Annotated in this window: 16 protein-coding genes; 10 read left to right on the top strand and 6 right to left on the bottom strand. The window is 60.0% G+C overall.

The annotated features are described in order from the left end of the window. Positions 1-48 precede the first annotated feature (48 nt). The 8 genes from MSNKSG1_RS09645 to MSNKSG1_RS09680 all read left to right on the top strand — a co-directional run bounded on the left by MSNKSG1_RS09645 (position 49) and on the right by MSNKSG1_RS09680 (position 8,000). The gene (locus tag MSNKSG1_RS09645; protein ID WP_008939071.1) at positions 49-2,850 is read left to right on the top strand and encodes a monovalent cation/H+ antiporter subunit A; all 2,802 of its coding nucleotides are present in this window, start codon (positions 49-51) and stop codon (positions 2,848-2,850) included. Next, positions 2,850-3,224 carry a Na+/H+ antiporter subunit C gene (locus MSNKSG1_RS09650; RefSeq protein WP_008939072.1) on the top strand — a complete coding sequence of 125 codons (375 nt, stop codon included), beginning with the start codon at positions 2,850-2,852 and terminating at the stop codon, positions 3,222-3,224. Before MSNKSG1_RS09645 ends, MSNKSG1_RS09650 begins: the two co-directional genes overlap by 1 nt. Continuing rightward, entirely contained in the window at positions 3,221-4,738 is a 1,518-nt protein-coding gene (locus MSNKSG1_RS09655; protein ID WP_008939073.1) for a monovalent cation/H+ antiporter subunit D, read from the top strand. Before MSNKSG1_RS09650 ends, MSNKSG1_RS09655 begins: the two co-directional genes overlap by 4 nt. Further along, complete coding sequence (locus MSNKSG1_RS09660; protein WP_008939074.1) at positions 4,738-5,226, top strand: Na+/H+ antiporter subunit E; 489 nt, start codon at positions 4,738-4,740, stop codon at positions 5,224-5,226. The genes MSNKSG1_RS09655 and MSNKSG1_RS09660 overlap by 1 nt, the downstream gene beginning before the upstream one ends. Then, positions 5,223-5,492, top strand: a complete 270-nt coding sequence (locus tag MSNKSG1_RS09665; protein ID WP_008939075.1) for a K+/H+ antiporter subunit F — start codon at positions 5,223-5,225, stop codon at positions 5,490-5,492. Before MSNKSG1_RS09660 ends, MSNKSG1_RS09665 begins: the two co-directional genes overlap by 4 nt. 11 nt (positions 5,493-5,503) lie before the next feature. Beyond that, a complete protein-coding gene (locus MSNKSG1_RS09670; protein ID WP_008939076.1) occupies positions 5,504-5,836 on the top strand; it encodes a Na+/H+ antiporter subunit G in 333 nt (110 codons plus the stop codon). Positions 5,837-5,918: 82 nt separating this feature from the next. After that, a complete protein-coding gene (ppnP, locus tag MSNKSG1_RS09675; protein WP_008939077.1) occupies positions 5,919-6,200 on the top strand; it encodes a pyrimidine/purine nucleoside phosphorylase in 282 nt (93 codons plus the stop codon). 153 nt (positions 6,201-6,353) lie between these two features. After that, positions 6,354-8,000 carry a fatty acid--CoA ligase gene (locus tag MSNKSG1_RS09680; protein WP_008939078.1) on the top strand — a complete coding sequence of 549 codons (1,647 nt, stop codon included), beginning with the start codon at positions 6,354-6,356 and terminating at the stop codon, positions 7,998-8,000. A gap of 49 nt (positions 8,001-8,049) precedes the next feature. Here MSNKSG1_RS09680 and MSNKSG1_RS09685 read toward each other — a convergent pair whose 3' ends face one another. The 6 genes from MSNKSG1_RS09685 to MSNKSG1_RS09710 form a co-directional block, all read right to left on the bottom strand. Then, positions 8,050-9,303 (bottom strand): D-amino acid dehydrogenase, encoded by a 1,254-nt coding sequence (locus tag MSNKSG1_RS09685; RefSeq protein WP_008939079.1) that lies wholly within the window; start codon positions 9,301-9,303, stop codon positions 8,050-8,052. A 137-nt stretch (positions 9,304-9,440) separates the two neighbouring features. Beyond that, the gene (locus MSNKSG1_RS09690; RefSeq protein ID WP_008939080.1) at positions 9,441-9,794 is read right to left on the bottom strand and encodes a translation initiation factor Sui1; all 354 of its coding nucleotides are present in this window, start codon (positions 9,792-9,794) and stop codon (positions 9,441-9,443) included. Positions 9,795-9,814: 20 nt separating this feature from the next. Further along, a complete protein-coding gene (locus MSNKSG1_RS09695) occupies positions 9,815-10,342 on the bottom strand; it encodes a DUF4136 domain-containing protein (protein WP_008939081.1) in 528 nt (175 codons plus the stop codon). 86 nt (positions 10,343-10,428) lie between these two features. Continuing rightward, positions 10,429-11,034 carry an IMPACT family protein gene (locus MSNKSG1_RS09700; protein WP_008939082.1) on the bottom strand — a complete coding sequence of 202 codons (606 nt, stop codon included), beginning with the start codon at positions 11,032-11,034 and terminating at the stop codon, positions 10,429-10,431. Positions 11,035-11,214: 180 nt separating this feature from the next. Then, entirely contained in the window at positions 11,215-12,534 is a 1,320-nt protein-coding gene (locus MSNKSG1_RS09705; protein ID WP_008939083.1) for a sensor histidine kinase, read from the bottom strand. Next, a complete protein-coding gene (locus MSNKSG1_RS09710) occupies positions 12,531-13,217 on the bottom strand; it encodes a response regulator transcription factor (protein ID WP_008939084.1) in 687 nt (228 codons plus the stop codon). The genes MSNKSG1_RS09705 and MSNKSG1_RS09710 overlap by 4 nt, the downstream gene beginning before the upstream one ends. Positions 13,218-13,394: 177 nt before the next feature. On the opposite strand from MSNKSG1_RS09710, the gene MSNKSG1_RS09715 reads away from it, so the two are divergent. Beyond that, a complete protein-coding gene (locus MSNKSG1_RS09715; protein WP_008939085.1) occupies positions 13,395-13,763 on the top strand; it encodes a hypothetical protein in 369 nt (122 codons plus the stop codon). A 67-nt stretch (positions 13,764-13,830) separates the two neighbouring features. Further along, entirely contained in the window at positions 13,831-14,991 is a 1,161-nt protein-coding gene (locus MSNKSG1_RS09720) for a GNAT family N-acetyltransferase (RefSeq protein WP_008939086.1), read from the top strand. Positions 14,992-15,019 lie beyond the last annotated feature (28 nt).

Below are 15,019 nucleotides of genomic sequence, written 5' to 3' on the forward strand. Positions count from 1 at the left end.
ACACGCCTGTATTTATACGTAAAAGAAAAAACCGATAACGAGGTTGCGATGTCGCTACCGCTGGTTGTTATGCTGCCCTTTCTGGGGGCGATCGCTGCACCCCTGTTTGCCCAGGGAGGACGAACGGCAATTGCCATTGCCTCATCCGTACCCGCGCTGATCGCCCTGGCGGCGCTCTATCCCCAGTGGCAGGTTCTTGCCGACGGCGGCGTGGTCCTGTTCCACCAGCCCTGGCTCCCGGCTCTGGGCCTGTCCCTCAGTTTCCGGCTGGACGGCCTGTCACTGCTGTTCGCCCTGCTCATCCTGATCATCGGTCTGCTGATCATTCTCTACTCCCGGTATTACCTGAAGCCGAAGGAGAATATCGCCAAGTTCTATGCCCTGCTTCTGTGCTTCAAGGGCGCCATGCTGGGTATCGTGATGTCCAGTAACTTGCTGCTGATGCTGATTTTCTGGGAACTCACCAGCCTGGTGTCGTTCCTGCTGATCGGCTTCTGGACCCACAAGCAGGATGCCCGGCGAGGTGCACGCATGGCTCTGGCGGTCACCGGCGGTGGCGGACTGGCCTTGCTGGCCGGCATCCTGATCATCGGCAACATTGTTGGCAGTTTCGAGCTGGACGACGTACTCGCAGCGGGCGATCAGATCAAGGCCCATGCCATGTACCCGGTTGTCCTGACCCTGGTTCTGCTGGGTGCCTTCACCAAATCGGCCCAGTTTCCCTTCCATTTCTGGTTACCACACGCCATGCAGGCGCCCACGCCGGTATCGGCGTACCTGCACTCGGCCACCATGGTCAAGGCAGGCATCTTCCTGATGGCAAGGCTTTATCCGGCACTGGCCGGCACGGAACAGTGGTTCTACATGGTCAGTTTCACCGGCATGGCCACCTTGCTGCTCGGTGCCTACACCGCGATGCTCAAGCATGACCTCAAAGGGCTCCTGGCATACTCGACCGTCAGCCATCTGGGCCTGATCACTCTGCTGTTCGGAATGGGTACAAAGCTGGCCGCGGTGGCGGCGGTGTTTCACGTCATCAACCACGCCACCTTCAAGGCATCCCTGTTCATGGCCGCGGGCATCATTGACCATGAGACCGGCACCCGGGACATGCGTCGAATCAACGGCCTGTGGCGTTACATGCCGCACACGGCCACACTGGCCATGGTCGCCGCCTCCTCCATGGCGGGCGTGCCACTGCTGAACGGGTTCCTGAGCAAGGAAATGTTCTTTGCCGAGTCACTGGACCTGAACCTGCCCGGTCTCTGGGCCTGGCTGCCCCCGATCATCGCGACCCTGGCGGGTATCTTCTCGGTGGCCTATTCGGTGCGCTTCGTCCACGACGTTTTCTTCAACGGCAAGCCGGTGGATCTGCCGATATTCCCGCCGCACGAACCACCCCGCTACATGAAGATACCGGTGGAGATACTGGTGTTCGCCTGTGTCATGGTGGGCATCTTCCCGGCCATAGCCGTTGGCCCGCTTCTGTACGCCGCGGCATCGGCCACCCTGGGCGGCGATGTGCCTGATTACCACCTGACCTTCGCCCATGGCCTGAACCTTCCATTGCTGATGAGCTTCGTGGCGTTTTTCGGTGGATTGCTGATGTACAGCCAGCGCCAGCGTTTCTTCGACTTCCACGCCCGGTTCAAGGAAATCGATGAAAAAGCCATCTTCGAGGCGGTTGTGGCTCGCGTGACCGAAGCGGCCAACCGACTGACGGCCCTGCTCGAAAATGGCTCGCTTCAGCGCTACGCGATGCTCCTTGTGCTCAGCGTCATCGTGATCGCGGCAGCCCCGCTGGCCAATCTCGGACTCTTTATTGGCGCGAACGGACTGACGCCCGTGGACGCACCTACCGGCATTGCCGTGGCGGTATTGATCATTGCCGCCGTCATGACCGCCGTTATGCACCGGGAACGTTTCTACGCGCTGGTGCTACTGAGCGTTGTCGGACTGATTGTTGCCCTCGGATTCGCCCGCTTCTCCGCGCCTGACCTGGCCATGACTCAACTGTCCGTTGAAGTTGTCACCATCGTGCTGCTGATGCTGGCGCTCTACTACATGCCGTCCTGGACACCCATCGAAAGCAGTTCCGGCAGGCGTCTCCGGGATCTGCTCATCGCACTGGTCGCCGGCGGTGGGATGACACTGATCACCCTGGCCATGCTGACGCGCCCGTTCAGTTCGATCTCGGACTTTTTCCTGGCCAACAGCAAACCGGAAGGGGGCGGTACCAATGTGGTCAACGTGATCCTGGTGGACTTCCGGGGCTTTGACACCCTGGGTGAGATAACGGTACTGGCCATTGCCGCGCTGGGCATCTACGCGATGCTGAAGAATACCGCGCTGACCCCGCCACCGGGTGACGGCCAGGGGCATCCGTGGACCCGGGACAGCCATCCCATGATGCTTCGCCAGATCGCCCGGCCAATGCTCCCATTGGCCCTGATGGTCTCGGTATACATTTTCCTGAGAGGCCACAACCTGCCGGGTGGCGGTTTTATCGCCGGCCTGGTGACCTCGGTGGCTTTGATCCTGCAATACGTCGCCAGCGGGATGGACTGGACCGAAGACCGGATCCCGTTCAAGTACCACAACATGATCGGCCTTGGCCTGATGTTCGCCGTCATCGCCGGAGCCGGCAGCCTGGCCTTCAGCTACCCGTTCCTGACCTCGACGTTCGGCTATATCCACTGGCCGGTTGTGGGCAAATTTGAAGTGGCTTCGGCCATGATCTTTGACCTGGGGGTTTATCTGACCGTCATCGGCGCAACCCTGCTGGCACTGGTCAGCATCGGCCGCCTTTCCCCGCATTCCGCCATCAAACCCGGACCGGAGGCTAACTGATGGAACTCGTGTTTGCCCTGGCCATAGGAACCCTGACCGCCTCGGGCGTCTATCTGTTGCTCCGCGCACGCACCTTTCCGGTGGTCGTCGGGCTGACGCTGCTTTCCTACGGCGTCAATCTGTTCCTGTTTTCAACCGGACGCCTGGCGACCGGCGCCCAACCGATCATAGGCAGCACTGAGGGGTACACGGACCCGCTGCCACAGGCCCTTGTGCTGACCGCAATCGTAATCGGTTTTGCGATGACCGCCTTTGTCGTCGTGCTCTCCCTGAGAAGCCTTGCGGACCATGACGACGATCACGTCAACGGAGACCAGCCCTCATCAGAACCCGACTCCACGGCGTCGGAAAAACGGGAGGGCCACGACCAATGAATCAATGGCTGATCGCACCGATTCTGATCCCGCTACTTGGAGGTATCCTGCAGGTCTTCATGGGCTATGCGCCTATCAGCCTGCGCCGCACGCTTGCCCTGGCGACCACCGTACTGTTGCTGGTCGCAACGATTGTGCTGCTCCTGCTTGCCAATGACGGGCAATACCGCCTCTATGCCTTCGGCAACTGGCAGCCTCCCTTCGGCATCGTCCTGGTACTGGATCGCCTCGCGGCGCTGATGCTGGTGCTGACCGGGGTTCTCGCCCTGTTCAGTCATCTCTTTTCCCTGGGCGGGTACGATGAAGGCAACCGGCAGTTCCACGGGCTTTTCCTGTTCCAGCTCATGGGCCTGAACATCGCCTTCCTGACCGGCGACCTGTTCAACCTGTTCGTGGCCTTCGAGGTGCTCCTGATCGCATCCTACGGTCTGCTGATGCATGGAGGCGGCACCGCCCGTACCATCCCCGGGCTGCACTATGTCGTGCTCAACCTGGTGGGATCGGCACTTTTCCTGATCAGTGTCGGCATGATCTACAGCGTGACAGGCACTCTGAATATGGCCGACCTGGCCCTCCGGATTCCGGATCTCCAGGGCGCAGACCTCGAACTTGTAAAAGCCGGCGGCCTGATGCTGCTGGTCGTCTTCGGCCTCAAAGCGGCGATCCTGCCCCTGAGTTTCTGGCTGCCACGGGCCTACGCGAGAGCCTCGGCCCCCGTCGCTGCCCTGTTTGCGGTGATGACCAAGGTGGGGGTATACGCCATTCTCAGGGTCTACCTGCTGGTATTCGGTGACCACGCCGGTCCGCTGGCCAACCTGGGCATGGACTGGCTGTTCCCGCTGGCACTCGTCACCCTTGCGATGGGAGTCATCGGCGCGCTCGGCGCCCAGAGCCTCAAGACCCTGGTCGCCTGGCAGGTGGTTATTTCCGTGGGCACCCTTCTGGCGCCCATCGCACTGGGCTCCAACGCCGGTATCTCCGCAGCGCTGTTCTACCTGTTGAGCACGACCTGGACCGTCGCAGGGCTTTTCCTGCTTTCCGAACTGGTGGCCAGCCAGCGCGGTAGCGCCGGTGACCGGATCGTGACCGCACCGCCCATGCAGAACCGGACACTGCTCAGTGTGTTCTTCCTGGTCGGCGCCGTTGCCGCCGCGGGACTGCCCCCCCTGAGCGGATTCTTTTCCAAGGTGCTGATTCTTCAATCCGTCACTTCCGGTCCCGAGATGGCCTGGCTCTGGGGCATTCTGCTGGTCGGCAGCTTCTTTACTGTTATTGCCTACAGCAGGGCCGGCAGCATCGTGTTCTGGCGCACCGTCGGTGGACACATCGAGGACCCGCCCCGCCTGGGCGGTGAAGTACGTGCGGCAACCGGCGCCCTGGTGGCCCTGAGCGTGATCATCGTTGCCTTTGCCGGGCCGATCAATGAATACACGGACGCGACTGCCGCGCAGCTGCAGGATCGACAGGGGTACGTGCAGATTCTGCAAACGCCCATGGTTCAGGAGGACAACTGATGCTGGATCGACTGACATTCCCGCAGCCCTGGCTCAGTCTGAGCCTGTTCCTGATCTGGCAGTTCCTGAGCGAAGGTGTCAGTGGGGGCAGTGTCGTCCTCGGCCTGGTTCTGGCCTGGGCCATCCCCCAGATGACGCAGGGATTCTGGCCCGAACGCCCGTCGCTGCTCAAATGGTGGCGAATGCCGGGTTACCTCGTGCATGTTCTCAGGGATATTGTGGTCGCCAGCTTCGATGTCGCCGCCCTCATCCTCTCGGCACGCCAGCCCCGCTCCGCGTTCGTGGTCTATCCGCTGGAGCTAACCGATCCTCTGGCGATTACCGTTCTGGCCGGAACCATTTCCCTCACCCCCGGCACCGTGACGGTGGACGTCAGCGATGATCATAAATCGCTGCTTATTCATGCCCTTGATGCTGAAACAGACGAGGAAGTGATCCACAGCATTCGCAATCGCTACGAACGACGCCTGTTGGAGATGTTCGAATGATAATCGTCGCCCTTTACCTCACCATTGCCATGGTCACTCTGGCGGCCCTGCTGAATGTTTACCGACTGATCAAGGGCCCCAATGCGACCGACCGGGTGCTGGCACTGGACACCCTCTACATCAATGCCATTGCGCTGATTATCCTGCTGAGCGTGACGCTGGGGACTCGCATGTACCTGGAGGCAGCCTTGCTGATCGCCGTCATGGGCTTTGTCGGGACGGTCGCCATGGCGAAATACCTCAAGCGCGGCAGCGTGATTGAATAGGAGGAACAATGATGCATCCAGTTGCGGAATATGCCATCAGCGCCCTGCTTCTGATCGGTGGCGCCTTCACGCTGGTCGGGGCCATTGGCCTTGCACGCCTGCCCGACTTTTTCAGCCGGCTTCATGGCCCTACGAAAGCCACCACCCTGGGCGTCGGGGCCATCATGCTCAGCTCGGTGATCTATTTCAGCGCGTCCGGCGAAGGTATCGGTGTGTCGGAAATTCTGGTGACGGTCTTTCTGTTCATTACCGCGCCGGTCAGCGCCAACATTCTGGCCAAAGCCGCCATGCACATTGATGTTCCGCCTGCTGAGGGCACGCGCGGAAAACCCTGGGAACAGTAGGCTGGCAACGGGAAATTTGTCATTGGCCTGACAGGATTTTGCCGTATAGTAGGTCGCCCAAACGTCTTCAGGAGGCAAACTCATGCTGAAAGTGAACGAGTATTTCGATGGCAGAGCCAAGTCGATCGGTTTCCAGACTGCAACCCTGCCGGCAACGGTTGGCGTTATCAGCCCGGGTGAATTCGAGTTCGGCACCACCAAAAAGGAAACCATGACCATCATCAGTGGCGCACTGACGGTGCTGTTGCCGGGCATGAACGAATGGATGACCTACGGCGCCGGTGAAAGCTTCGATGTGGCCGGTCAGGCGAGCTTCAAGGCAAAAACCGATATCGACACCGCGTACCTCTGTACCTACGAATAACACCAGAATTCGCAGAGCGTACCCATCCTGTTAATTTGAAAGGGTATGTTCTGCGATTTTTTGCCTCTCACCGGTTCCCGTTTCTGCCAATCTGTGTCAGATTTAACACTCTCGACGCAATAACAACCAGAAGCAGAGAAAGAGGACCACAACATGGCACAGACCCGAATTCTGTCCCCGGCCAATAACGCTTACCAGTACCCGCTGCTTATCAAAAACCTCCTGCTCTCGGGCCCCCGTTACAATCCCGACCAGGAAATTCATTACGCGAACCGCAGCAAATACACCTACACCACCCTTGTCGAGCGCATCCATCGTCTCGCCAACGCGCTCACCGACGCCGGTGTCAAACCGGGTGATACCGTCGCCGTGATGGACTGGGACACGCCACGTTACCTGGAATGCTTTTTCGCCATTCCGATGATCGGTGCCGTTCTGCACACGATCAACGTGCGGCTGTCGCCGGAGCAGATCGTCTACACCATGAACCACGCCGAAGACGATGTGGTGCTGGTGCACGATGACTTCCTGCCCATCCTCGAAGCCGTGAAGGGCGAGATCAAGACGGTCAAGAGCTATATCCAGCTCACCGACAATGACGCTCCCAAAGAGACCGCTCTCAATACCGCCGGCGAATACGAAAGCCTGCTAACCCGGGCAGAGGCACACTTCGACTTCCCGGACTTTGACGAGAACAGTGTTGCCACGACCTTCTACACCACCGGTACAACCGGCAACCCGAAGGGTGTCTATTTCAGCCACCGGCAGCTGGTGCTGCACACACTGGCACAGGTTGGCTCCCTGGGCTTCTCCGATGAAATGCCGCTGATGCGCTCCAACTCTGTCTATATGCCGGTGACACCGATGTTCCACGTCCATGCCTGGGGCGTTCCCTACGCCGCCACCATGATGGGCATCAAGCAGGTGTATCCCGGCCGCTACGAGCCGGAACTTCTGGTTGACCTGCTCAAGGAGCACAAGGTCACTTTCTCCCACTGCGTGCCGACCATCATGCAGATGATGATGGCCACGGAGTCCATCAAGACCGCGGACCTCAGCAACTGGCACGTATTGATCGGCGGCAGCGCACTGACCAAAGGTCTCTGTGATGCGGGTGCCAAACTGGGCATTCGCATGTATACCGGTTACGGCATGTCGGAAACCTGCCCGCTGCTGAGCACCACCTACCTGAAACCCGAGGATCTGGAACTCCCGCTGGAGCAACAGACGGATCAGAGGGTGAAAACCGGTATTGCCGTGCCCCTGGTGGACCTGGAAATCGTCGATCCCTCGGGCAAGCCGGTCCCCCACGACGGCGAGGCCAAGGGTGAAGTGGTTGCCCGCGCGCCCTGGCTTACCCAGAGCTACTTCAAGGAGCCCGAGAAAGGCGAAGAACTGTGGGAAGGCGGCTGGCTGCACACTGGCGACGTGGCAAGCATGGAGCCCGACAATACCCTGACCATCAAGGACCGGATCAAGGATGTGATCAAGACCGGCGGCGAATGGCTGTCGTCACTGGATCTTGAGAACCTGATCAGCCAGCATCCGGCGGTCGCCGGCGCAGCAGTGGTCGGCGTGCCCGATGAAAAATGGGGCGAACGACCCTATGCGCTGGTAACACTGAAACCGGGTGAGGACGCCTCGCTCGAGGACATCCAGAAACACCTGCAACAGTTTGTCGACAAGGGCGACATCAACAAGTGGGCCATCCCGGAACAGATGGATTTCGTCGACGACATCCCGAAAACCAGTGTTGGTAAGATCAACAAGAAACTGATCCGGGATCAGTTGAAAGACTGATCAACCAGCCGAACGTCCCCCGGGGCCCCTGAGGTCCCGGGACTTCCCCTCAGACTCCCGCGAACGTGAAATCCACCTCCGGCGTCCTGCCATCGACAATATCGGCCAGAGCCGCTGCCGATCCGCATGAATGCGTCCAGCCGAGGGTGCCGTGCCCGGTGTTCAGGTACAGATTGGCAAAGTGACTCTTGCCGATGTATGGCACGTTTGAGGGTGTGGTAGGCCGCAGACCGGTCCAGAATTCGGCTTTATCCCAGTCGCCGGCTTCCGGCATCACTTCCGCAGTGCGTCTCACGATGGCACGGCAGCGGGTGAGGTTCAGCTGTCGGCTGTAACCATTCAGCTCGGCCGTTCCGGCCACGCGCAGACGGTCTCCCAGGCGTGAGTAGACCAGCTTGTACTCGTCGTCGGTCAGGCTCACGTTAAACGCTGCCTCTTCATTCTTGACCGGGACGGTAATCGAATATCCCTTGGCCGGATAGATGTTCAGCGAAAGCCCGAGTTGCCGGGCCAGAATGGCACTGAAGCTGCCCAGGCAAAGGACATAGGAGTCCGCGCGCAAGGTCTCGTGGTGGCCCGCATTGAGAATCTGGACGCCCAACAACCGTTCTCCGGCCTGGTCGAACCCGACGATATCGGTGTTGTAGCGGAATTCGACCCCGGCTTCCTGACAGCGTTTGGCCAGCGCCTGGGTGAATTTCCGGGCATCACCGGACTCGTCCTCGCTGGTGTAGGTGGCGCCTGCGATGCGGTGTTTGATCGGATTCAGGGCAGGCTCCAGTTCAACCGCCCTTTTGGCGTCGATGATCTGTCGGTCGCAGCCCAGATCCTGCATGATGCGGGTCGGCTCGATGGCGCCGTCGAATTCTTCCGGGTTGGTGTAGAAGTGGAGAATGCCCTTTTCCAGATGATCGTATTCCAGTCCCAGTTCCTTCCTCAAAGCCTGGAGCTGTGTCCGGCTGTAGGTTCCGAGATTGACCATCTGGCGGATGTTATGGGCCGCTTTCGACGCGGTACACTCGCTGAGAAACGAGAGGGCCCAGCGCCATTGGGCCGGGTCAAGGCGTGGCCGGAACAACAGCGGCGCGTCTGCTTTCGTCAGCCACTTGAGCACTTTCAACGGCGCCGAGGGGTTGGCCCAGGGTTCGGCATGGGACACGGAAATCTGGCCGCCATTGGCGTAACTGGTTTCGAGGCCGGCCTGGCTCTGACGATCCACCACCGTGACCTGATGTCCCTGCTTCTGCAAAAACCAGGCGGTGGTCGTACCGACAACACCCGCGCCCAACACCAGAATGTGCATGCTTGCCTCCGATCAAAGAATCCCCAACGTCTCGTTGAACGAGACGCCCAGGGAGTTCGCATATTCATGAGAGTTCGGGGAAATGACTGCCCGGATCCTATTGTAACGCGGGCAGTCGGGGTTTGCGCGTTAGACCATCAGCCACCAGCGCGTTTGACCGTCCAGCCTTTCTGTTCCAGAAGGGGCACAAGGAGATCGCGCTGATCGCCCTGAATCTCCACCACGCCATCCTTGACCGTACCGCCTGTCCCGCACTTGCCCTTCAGGACCTTGGCGAAGGCCTTGAGCTCTTTGTCGCCAAGGGGAATGCCGGTAATCAGGGTAACACCCTTGCCTTTGCGGCCCTTGGTCTCCCGGCTGACACGAACGATGCCGTCACCCGACGGACGCTCGGACGCACCGCAGGTACACTGATCCATCGGGTTCCGGCATCCCGGACACATCCGGCCCTGCTCCGTTGAATAGACCAGTCCGCCAGTCCGCTTCTTCATACTGCCTCCGGATTCACTGCTTATTCGATGCCCGGAGGGTACTTCGAAAACATTTCCGAAACCACTTCGTCGATCAGCTTGCTGCGGGTTTCCGGCGACTGGCTCTCGCGCAAATAGCGGCGACTGGCCGCCCGCCAGACCACCTGATCGGTCTTGGTATCCACCAATTCGATCACCAGCTTGCCCTCGCTGACCTGACGAACGGGGGGCGGTGCCGCCAGCGCCCAGCCAAAGTGGCCTGTGCCGAACCCGAATCCCAGCCCGACACCACTCTGGTCCAGGCGCTCTTCCTCCACGATCTGCCAGTTCACCAGCAAATCCGCCTCGGCTTCCGGAACCTGGCGCATCGCCTTGCGAGCCAGCTCCCGGTCAACGGCCTGACGTACACGGTTGCCATCCAGGGAGACGAACGAAGACTCCCCGGCATTGGGTGCAAATGCCCAGCTCGCGTAGTTTCCGAAAACGACCGAGTCGTTGTAATCCGTGACGACGTTGCTGGCGCATCCGCTCAGCACCGCGGCGAACAGAACCCAGATAAGACTGCGCATAGCGATTGCTCCATGGGTGATTGAACAGTTCGAGCGATTTCACAAGTATACGCCCGCTACACGAACCTTGACGGCACTTCGGTCCGTTATCTTTCCAGATCGTAATGCAGCTGCCCGGCCTCACAAAAGGCCTTGAGGGCGTTCACTTTTTCGTCAGGTACCAGGACGTCCGCCGTCACCGACGTCCCATAGTCGACCGAGTCGACCCGAGCTCCATTCACCTCGCACCAGTGACGCAGCGGCTGTTCGTCGGCGAAAGACATGGTGACCTTAACGCTTGTCATCGGTTGATGAACAACCCTGTCGACAGCCGACAGGACACTCTCCGCCGCTCCGGCATAGGCCCGGACCAGACCTCCGGCACCCAGCTTGATACCGCCAAAATAGCGAATGACCATCACCAGCACGTCTCCCATATCCTTGTGCTGAATGACATTGAGAATCGGCTTTCCGGCTGTCCCCGAAGGCTCTCCATCGTCGTTCATTGCCGCCTCCGCAGCCGAGCCGGGCCGGCCAATCTGGTAGGCCCAGCAGATTTGGCGGGCATCCGGATGATCACGATGCGCCTGTGCCAGCCACTGGTGAACTTCGTCCCGCGAGGCAACCGGTGCCACCCGGGCAATAAAACGACTTTTCTTCACCTCCGTCTCCCGCTCAAGGTATCCTGCGGGGACGGGATAATCTTTGCTCATGATGTGAGGTGCCTTATGTCAGCAGACGAAAACAGCCGTCCTGGAACAGCGCCACCGGCAAAAGTTCGAAAAGCGGCCTGCGGTATCCGCTTTGACGAGGATGAACTGCAGGAGGGTATCGACTTCTCCGGCGCCGCCGATCTTAAACCATGCGACGAGGATCGTCAGGAGACCGTTGACTCACCCCGCCGTAAACACCGGCAACCGGATCGCCACCCTTAGGCCACCAGACTCATCGTTTCTGGCCCCGATACGGCCATCGTGAGCATTGACGATGTCCCTTGCGATGGCCAGGCCAAGCCCCCACCCGGAGCCGCCCCGCGACTTGTCCGCCCTGAAAAAAGGCTCGAACAGGTGTGGAAGCGAGCCCTCTTCCGCACCCGGGCCCTGATCCCGGATTTCGATACACACCCACTGCTGTTCCACGGCCACACGAATCTGCACCGATTTTCCGGGCGGAGTGTGATCCAGGGCATTCTGCAGGATGTTGTCGAAGGCCCGCTGGAGTAGCCCGGCGTCACCCAGCACTGTCACCCCGGACGCTTCGTCCGTGGCCGACAGCTGACAGTCCACTCCCTGGTGTTCAGCATAGTCGGCGGCGTCTCGTAGCACCTGATTTATCAGCCGGACCGGCTTTACCGGTTCACGCGCGATGTCACCGCCCTTCTCCGCCACCCGATACAGCGACAGGATCTGGGAGGTCATGGCCTCAAGACGTTCGTTCTGACGCAGGATACTGGCGATCAGGGCCTCGTCTGCACCGCTGTCGCTGGCGAGCTCAATCGCGATACGCTGCCTCGTGAGCGGCGTTCTCAGGTCGTGGGAGATATCCCGTAACAGGCCCTTCTGACGCTCCAGGAGATCGCAGAGCTGATCGGTCATGGCATTGAAAGCGGTCGCCAGCTGACCCACCTCGTCCCGGCGGCCAGCGATTTTCTGGCTGACACGAAGCTGGTTCCTGCCAGCGGCAATTTCCCGGGCCGTGGACTCCATGTGCTTGAGTGGACGCGACACCAGACGCGCAATCCACCAACAGGCGAGGGTAATCAGGATGAAGGCAAATCCGAGCTCCAGGGTCCGGAAGAATCGGGGATCCAGCCACCCGTCACCACTGGCCCGGGGCCAGGCGATCAACCGGTATTCATCCGAGATCCGGATCACCGCGGGCTTTTGAGGGTACCAGGCGGAATTCATACGCTCACGAATGGGTTTCGGGAGCGAATCGTCATGTTCATCCCGCTGGATCAGCACCAGGTGCAGGTCCAACCGTTCGCCCTGGGCCCGGAGGAAACGCCAGGCGTCTCCCCGGCCATCCTGCTCACGAATCGCGATGGCGCGTTGGGCAAGATCCTGCAGGCCAACCTGCCGCTCAATCGCCTGGCGCTCACGGTCGAGCAGGTAGCGGGTCGCGAGATTACTGGACACCACGGTCACCGCCATGGCCAGCCAGATGGACAGGAAAATCCGCCAGAACAGGGAGAAAGTAAGGCGACGCTTCACAATGGCACCCGGTAACTGTAGCCCAGCCCACGCACCGTCTCGATCCGGGGAGGATCGTCGTTACCGAGTTTCTTTCGCAGATTGCTGATGTGCATATCCAGGGTCCGGTCATAAGCCTCCAGACGCCGGCCTAACGCCCACTGCATCAGGTCGGTCTTGCGCACGACACTGCCGGCGTGTGCCAACAGCACCTGGAGGACCTCGTATTCGGTGGCGGTCAGTTCGAGGGGTTCACCATTCTGGTAGATCCGGCGGTTTGCCGTCTCCAGCCGGAGATCACCGTATTCCCGGGTGCCGTTGACCTCGGACTTCTGATCCCAGGCAATACGCCGTAACAGGGCCTGGAGGCGCGCCACCAGCTCTCTGGGGTTGCAGGGCTTGGGAATGTAATCGTCCGCGCCCACTTCAAACCCGACGATACGGTCCGTCTCGTCGCCCCGGGCCGTCAACAGAACCACCGGCAGGTGGGTCTCTGACCGCAACGACCGAAGTACCTCCAGCCCGTTCATATCCGGCAGCATGATATCCAGAACCACAATGTCACAGTCCTGCCCCAGGGCCAGTGCCAGACCATCCCGACCGTTGGCCGCTTCGCGAACGTCAAACCCCTGGTTCGACAAGTAACGGGCCAGTAGCTCCCTGAGCTCCTCGTCGTCCTCCACCAGTAACACCCGGTTCTGCATCGTCCAACCTCCCATTGCAATGGCAGCAGTCTAACACGGTGACTTACCCGTGCTGATTTTCCGGATTTGTGCTTTGCAAAACCTTTACAGAGCCCTGACGTGGATTGACGGAGGCCGGGGTTACCATGCTCCCGTGAACAAAACGCCGATTGAACGGTTCCACCATGAGGAAAATCCATGAACAGACGTAAACTCTCCACGATGGCAGCAGGCGCCCTGGCCTCTGCTCTGTTAATCGCCAGTCCGCTGGCCCTGGCGGACCACCATGGCAAGGACGCCTATGGCAAACGCGATATGTCGCAACTGTGCCAAGAGTTCCGTGAAGGCACGGGAAAATTCAGTCCAGAGGCGCGGCAGGAGCGGCGTGAAAAATACCGGGCGGAAGCGGACAAGCGACATGCCGAGATGGCTGACCGCCTGAAGCTTGATAACGAACAGCGCAAGGTCTGGGACGAGATGCAGATGGAGCGTCGACAGCAGCACGAGGCGCGAGCCGAGAAATGGCGGGAACGACTGGCCGAGCGCTGCACAAACCAGGATAAATAATCGCTAGTGATCAGACCGCGGCTTCTGACGTATGGTATCGGGAACACTCCGAGGAAGTTTCCGCACCATGTCAGAAGCCGTCGCCTTTGAACTCGAGACCTGCCAACGGATTTCGGATCTGCCGAAAGACGTCTGGGAGCAGTTTGCAGGCCGGGACAACCCCTTCCTTCGCTACGAATTCTTTCAGAGCCTGGAGGAATCCGGTTGCACAACCGCCGACACCGGATGGCAACCCAGCCACCTGATATTTCGGGAGGGCACCGACATTGTCGGAGTGGCGCCGGCTTACCTGAAGTATCACTCCATGGGCGAATACGTGTTTGACTGGGCCTGGGCCGATGCCTACCAGCGCTACGGTGTGCCTTACTACCCCAAGCTCCTGATCGCCGTCCCTTTCACACCTTCCCGGGGACCGCGGCTGATGCTGGCCGATCATGTCCGGAATGCCCTGGCGCCACCGGCGCTGTCTTCAGGACTGGACACGCTTTGCGAAGAAATCGGAGCACATTCGTGGCACCTCCTGTTTCCGGACGAGGCCGATCAGGCCTTGCTGCACGAACCGGAAGAACTTCACCGGATTGGCTGCCAGTTCCATTGGCACAATCATGGCTACCGCCAATTCGATGATTTTCTGGCAACACTTACCTCCCGCAAGCGCAAGTCCATTCGCCGGGAACGCAGACAGGTCGCTGAACAGGGCATCACGTTCAGACGCTTCAGCGGACACGCTCTGCCGGACGCCGTTCTCTCGGCCTTTTATGTGTTCTACCAGGCCACGTACCTCAAACGTGGTCAGCGCCCCTATCTCAACAAGCGGTTTTTCCAGTTGTTGCGGGACCGGTTACCCGAGCACCTGGAGATTGTCATGGCGGTCAAGGAAGACCGGATGATCGCCGGAGCCCTGTTCCTGACCGGTGGTGACACGCTTTACGGGCGCTACTGGGGATGCCTCGATGAATTCGATCACCTTCATTTCGAGACCTGTTATTACCAGGGCATCGAAATAGCCATCGACCTGGGCCTTACCCGCTTTGACGCCGGAGCCCAGGGTGAGCACAAACTGGTGCGCGGCTTCGAACCCACGCTCACCCACTCCTGGCACGGCATCCTCCATGAGGGATTCCGGGAGGCTATCCGGGAGTTCACGCTGGAGGAAGCCGTCCAGGTCCGGGCCTATCAACGTGAAGCCCAGACCCTGCTGCCCTATCGCCAACAGGAACCGGATTAGCTTCTATACTGAGGGGACCGATCCGCGA

The organism is Marinobacter santoriniensis NKSG1 (genome assembly GCF_000347775.1).
Lineage (GTDB): Bacteria > Pseudomonadota > Gammaproteobacteria > Pseudomonadales > Oleiphilaceae > Marinobacter > Marinobacter santoriniensis.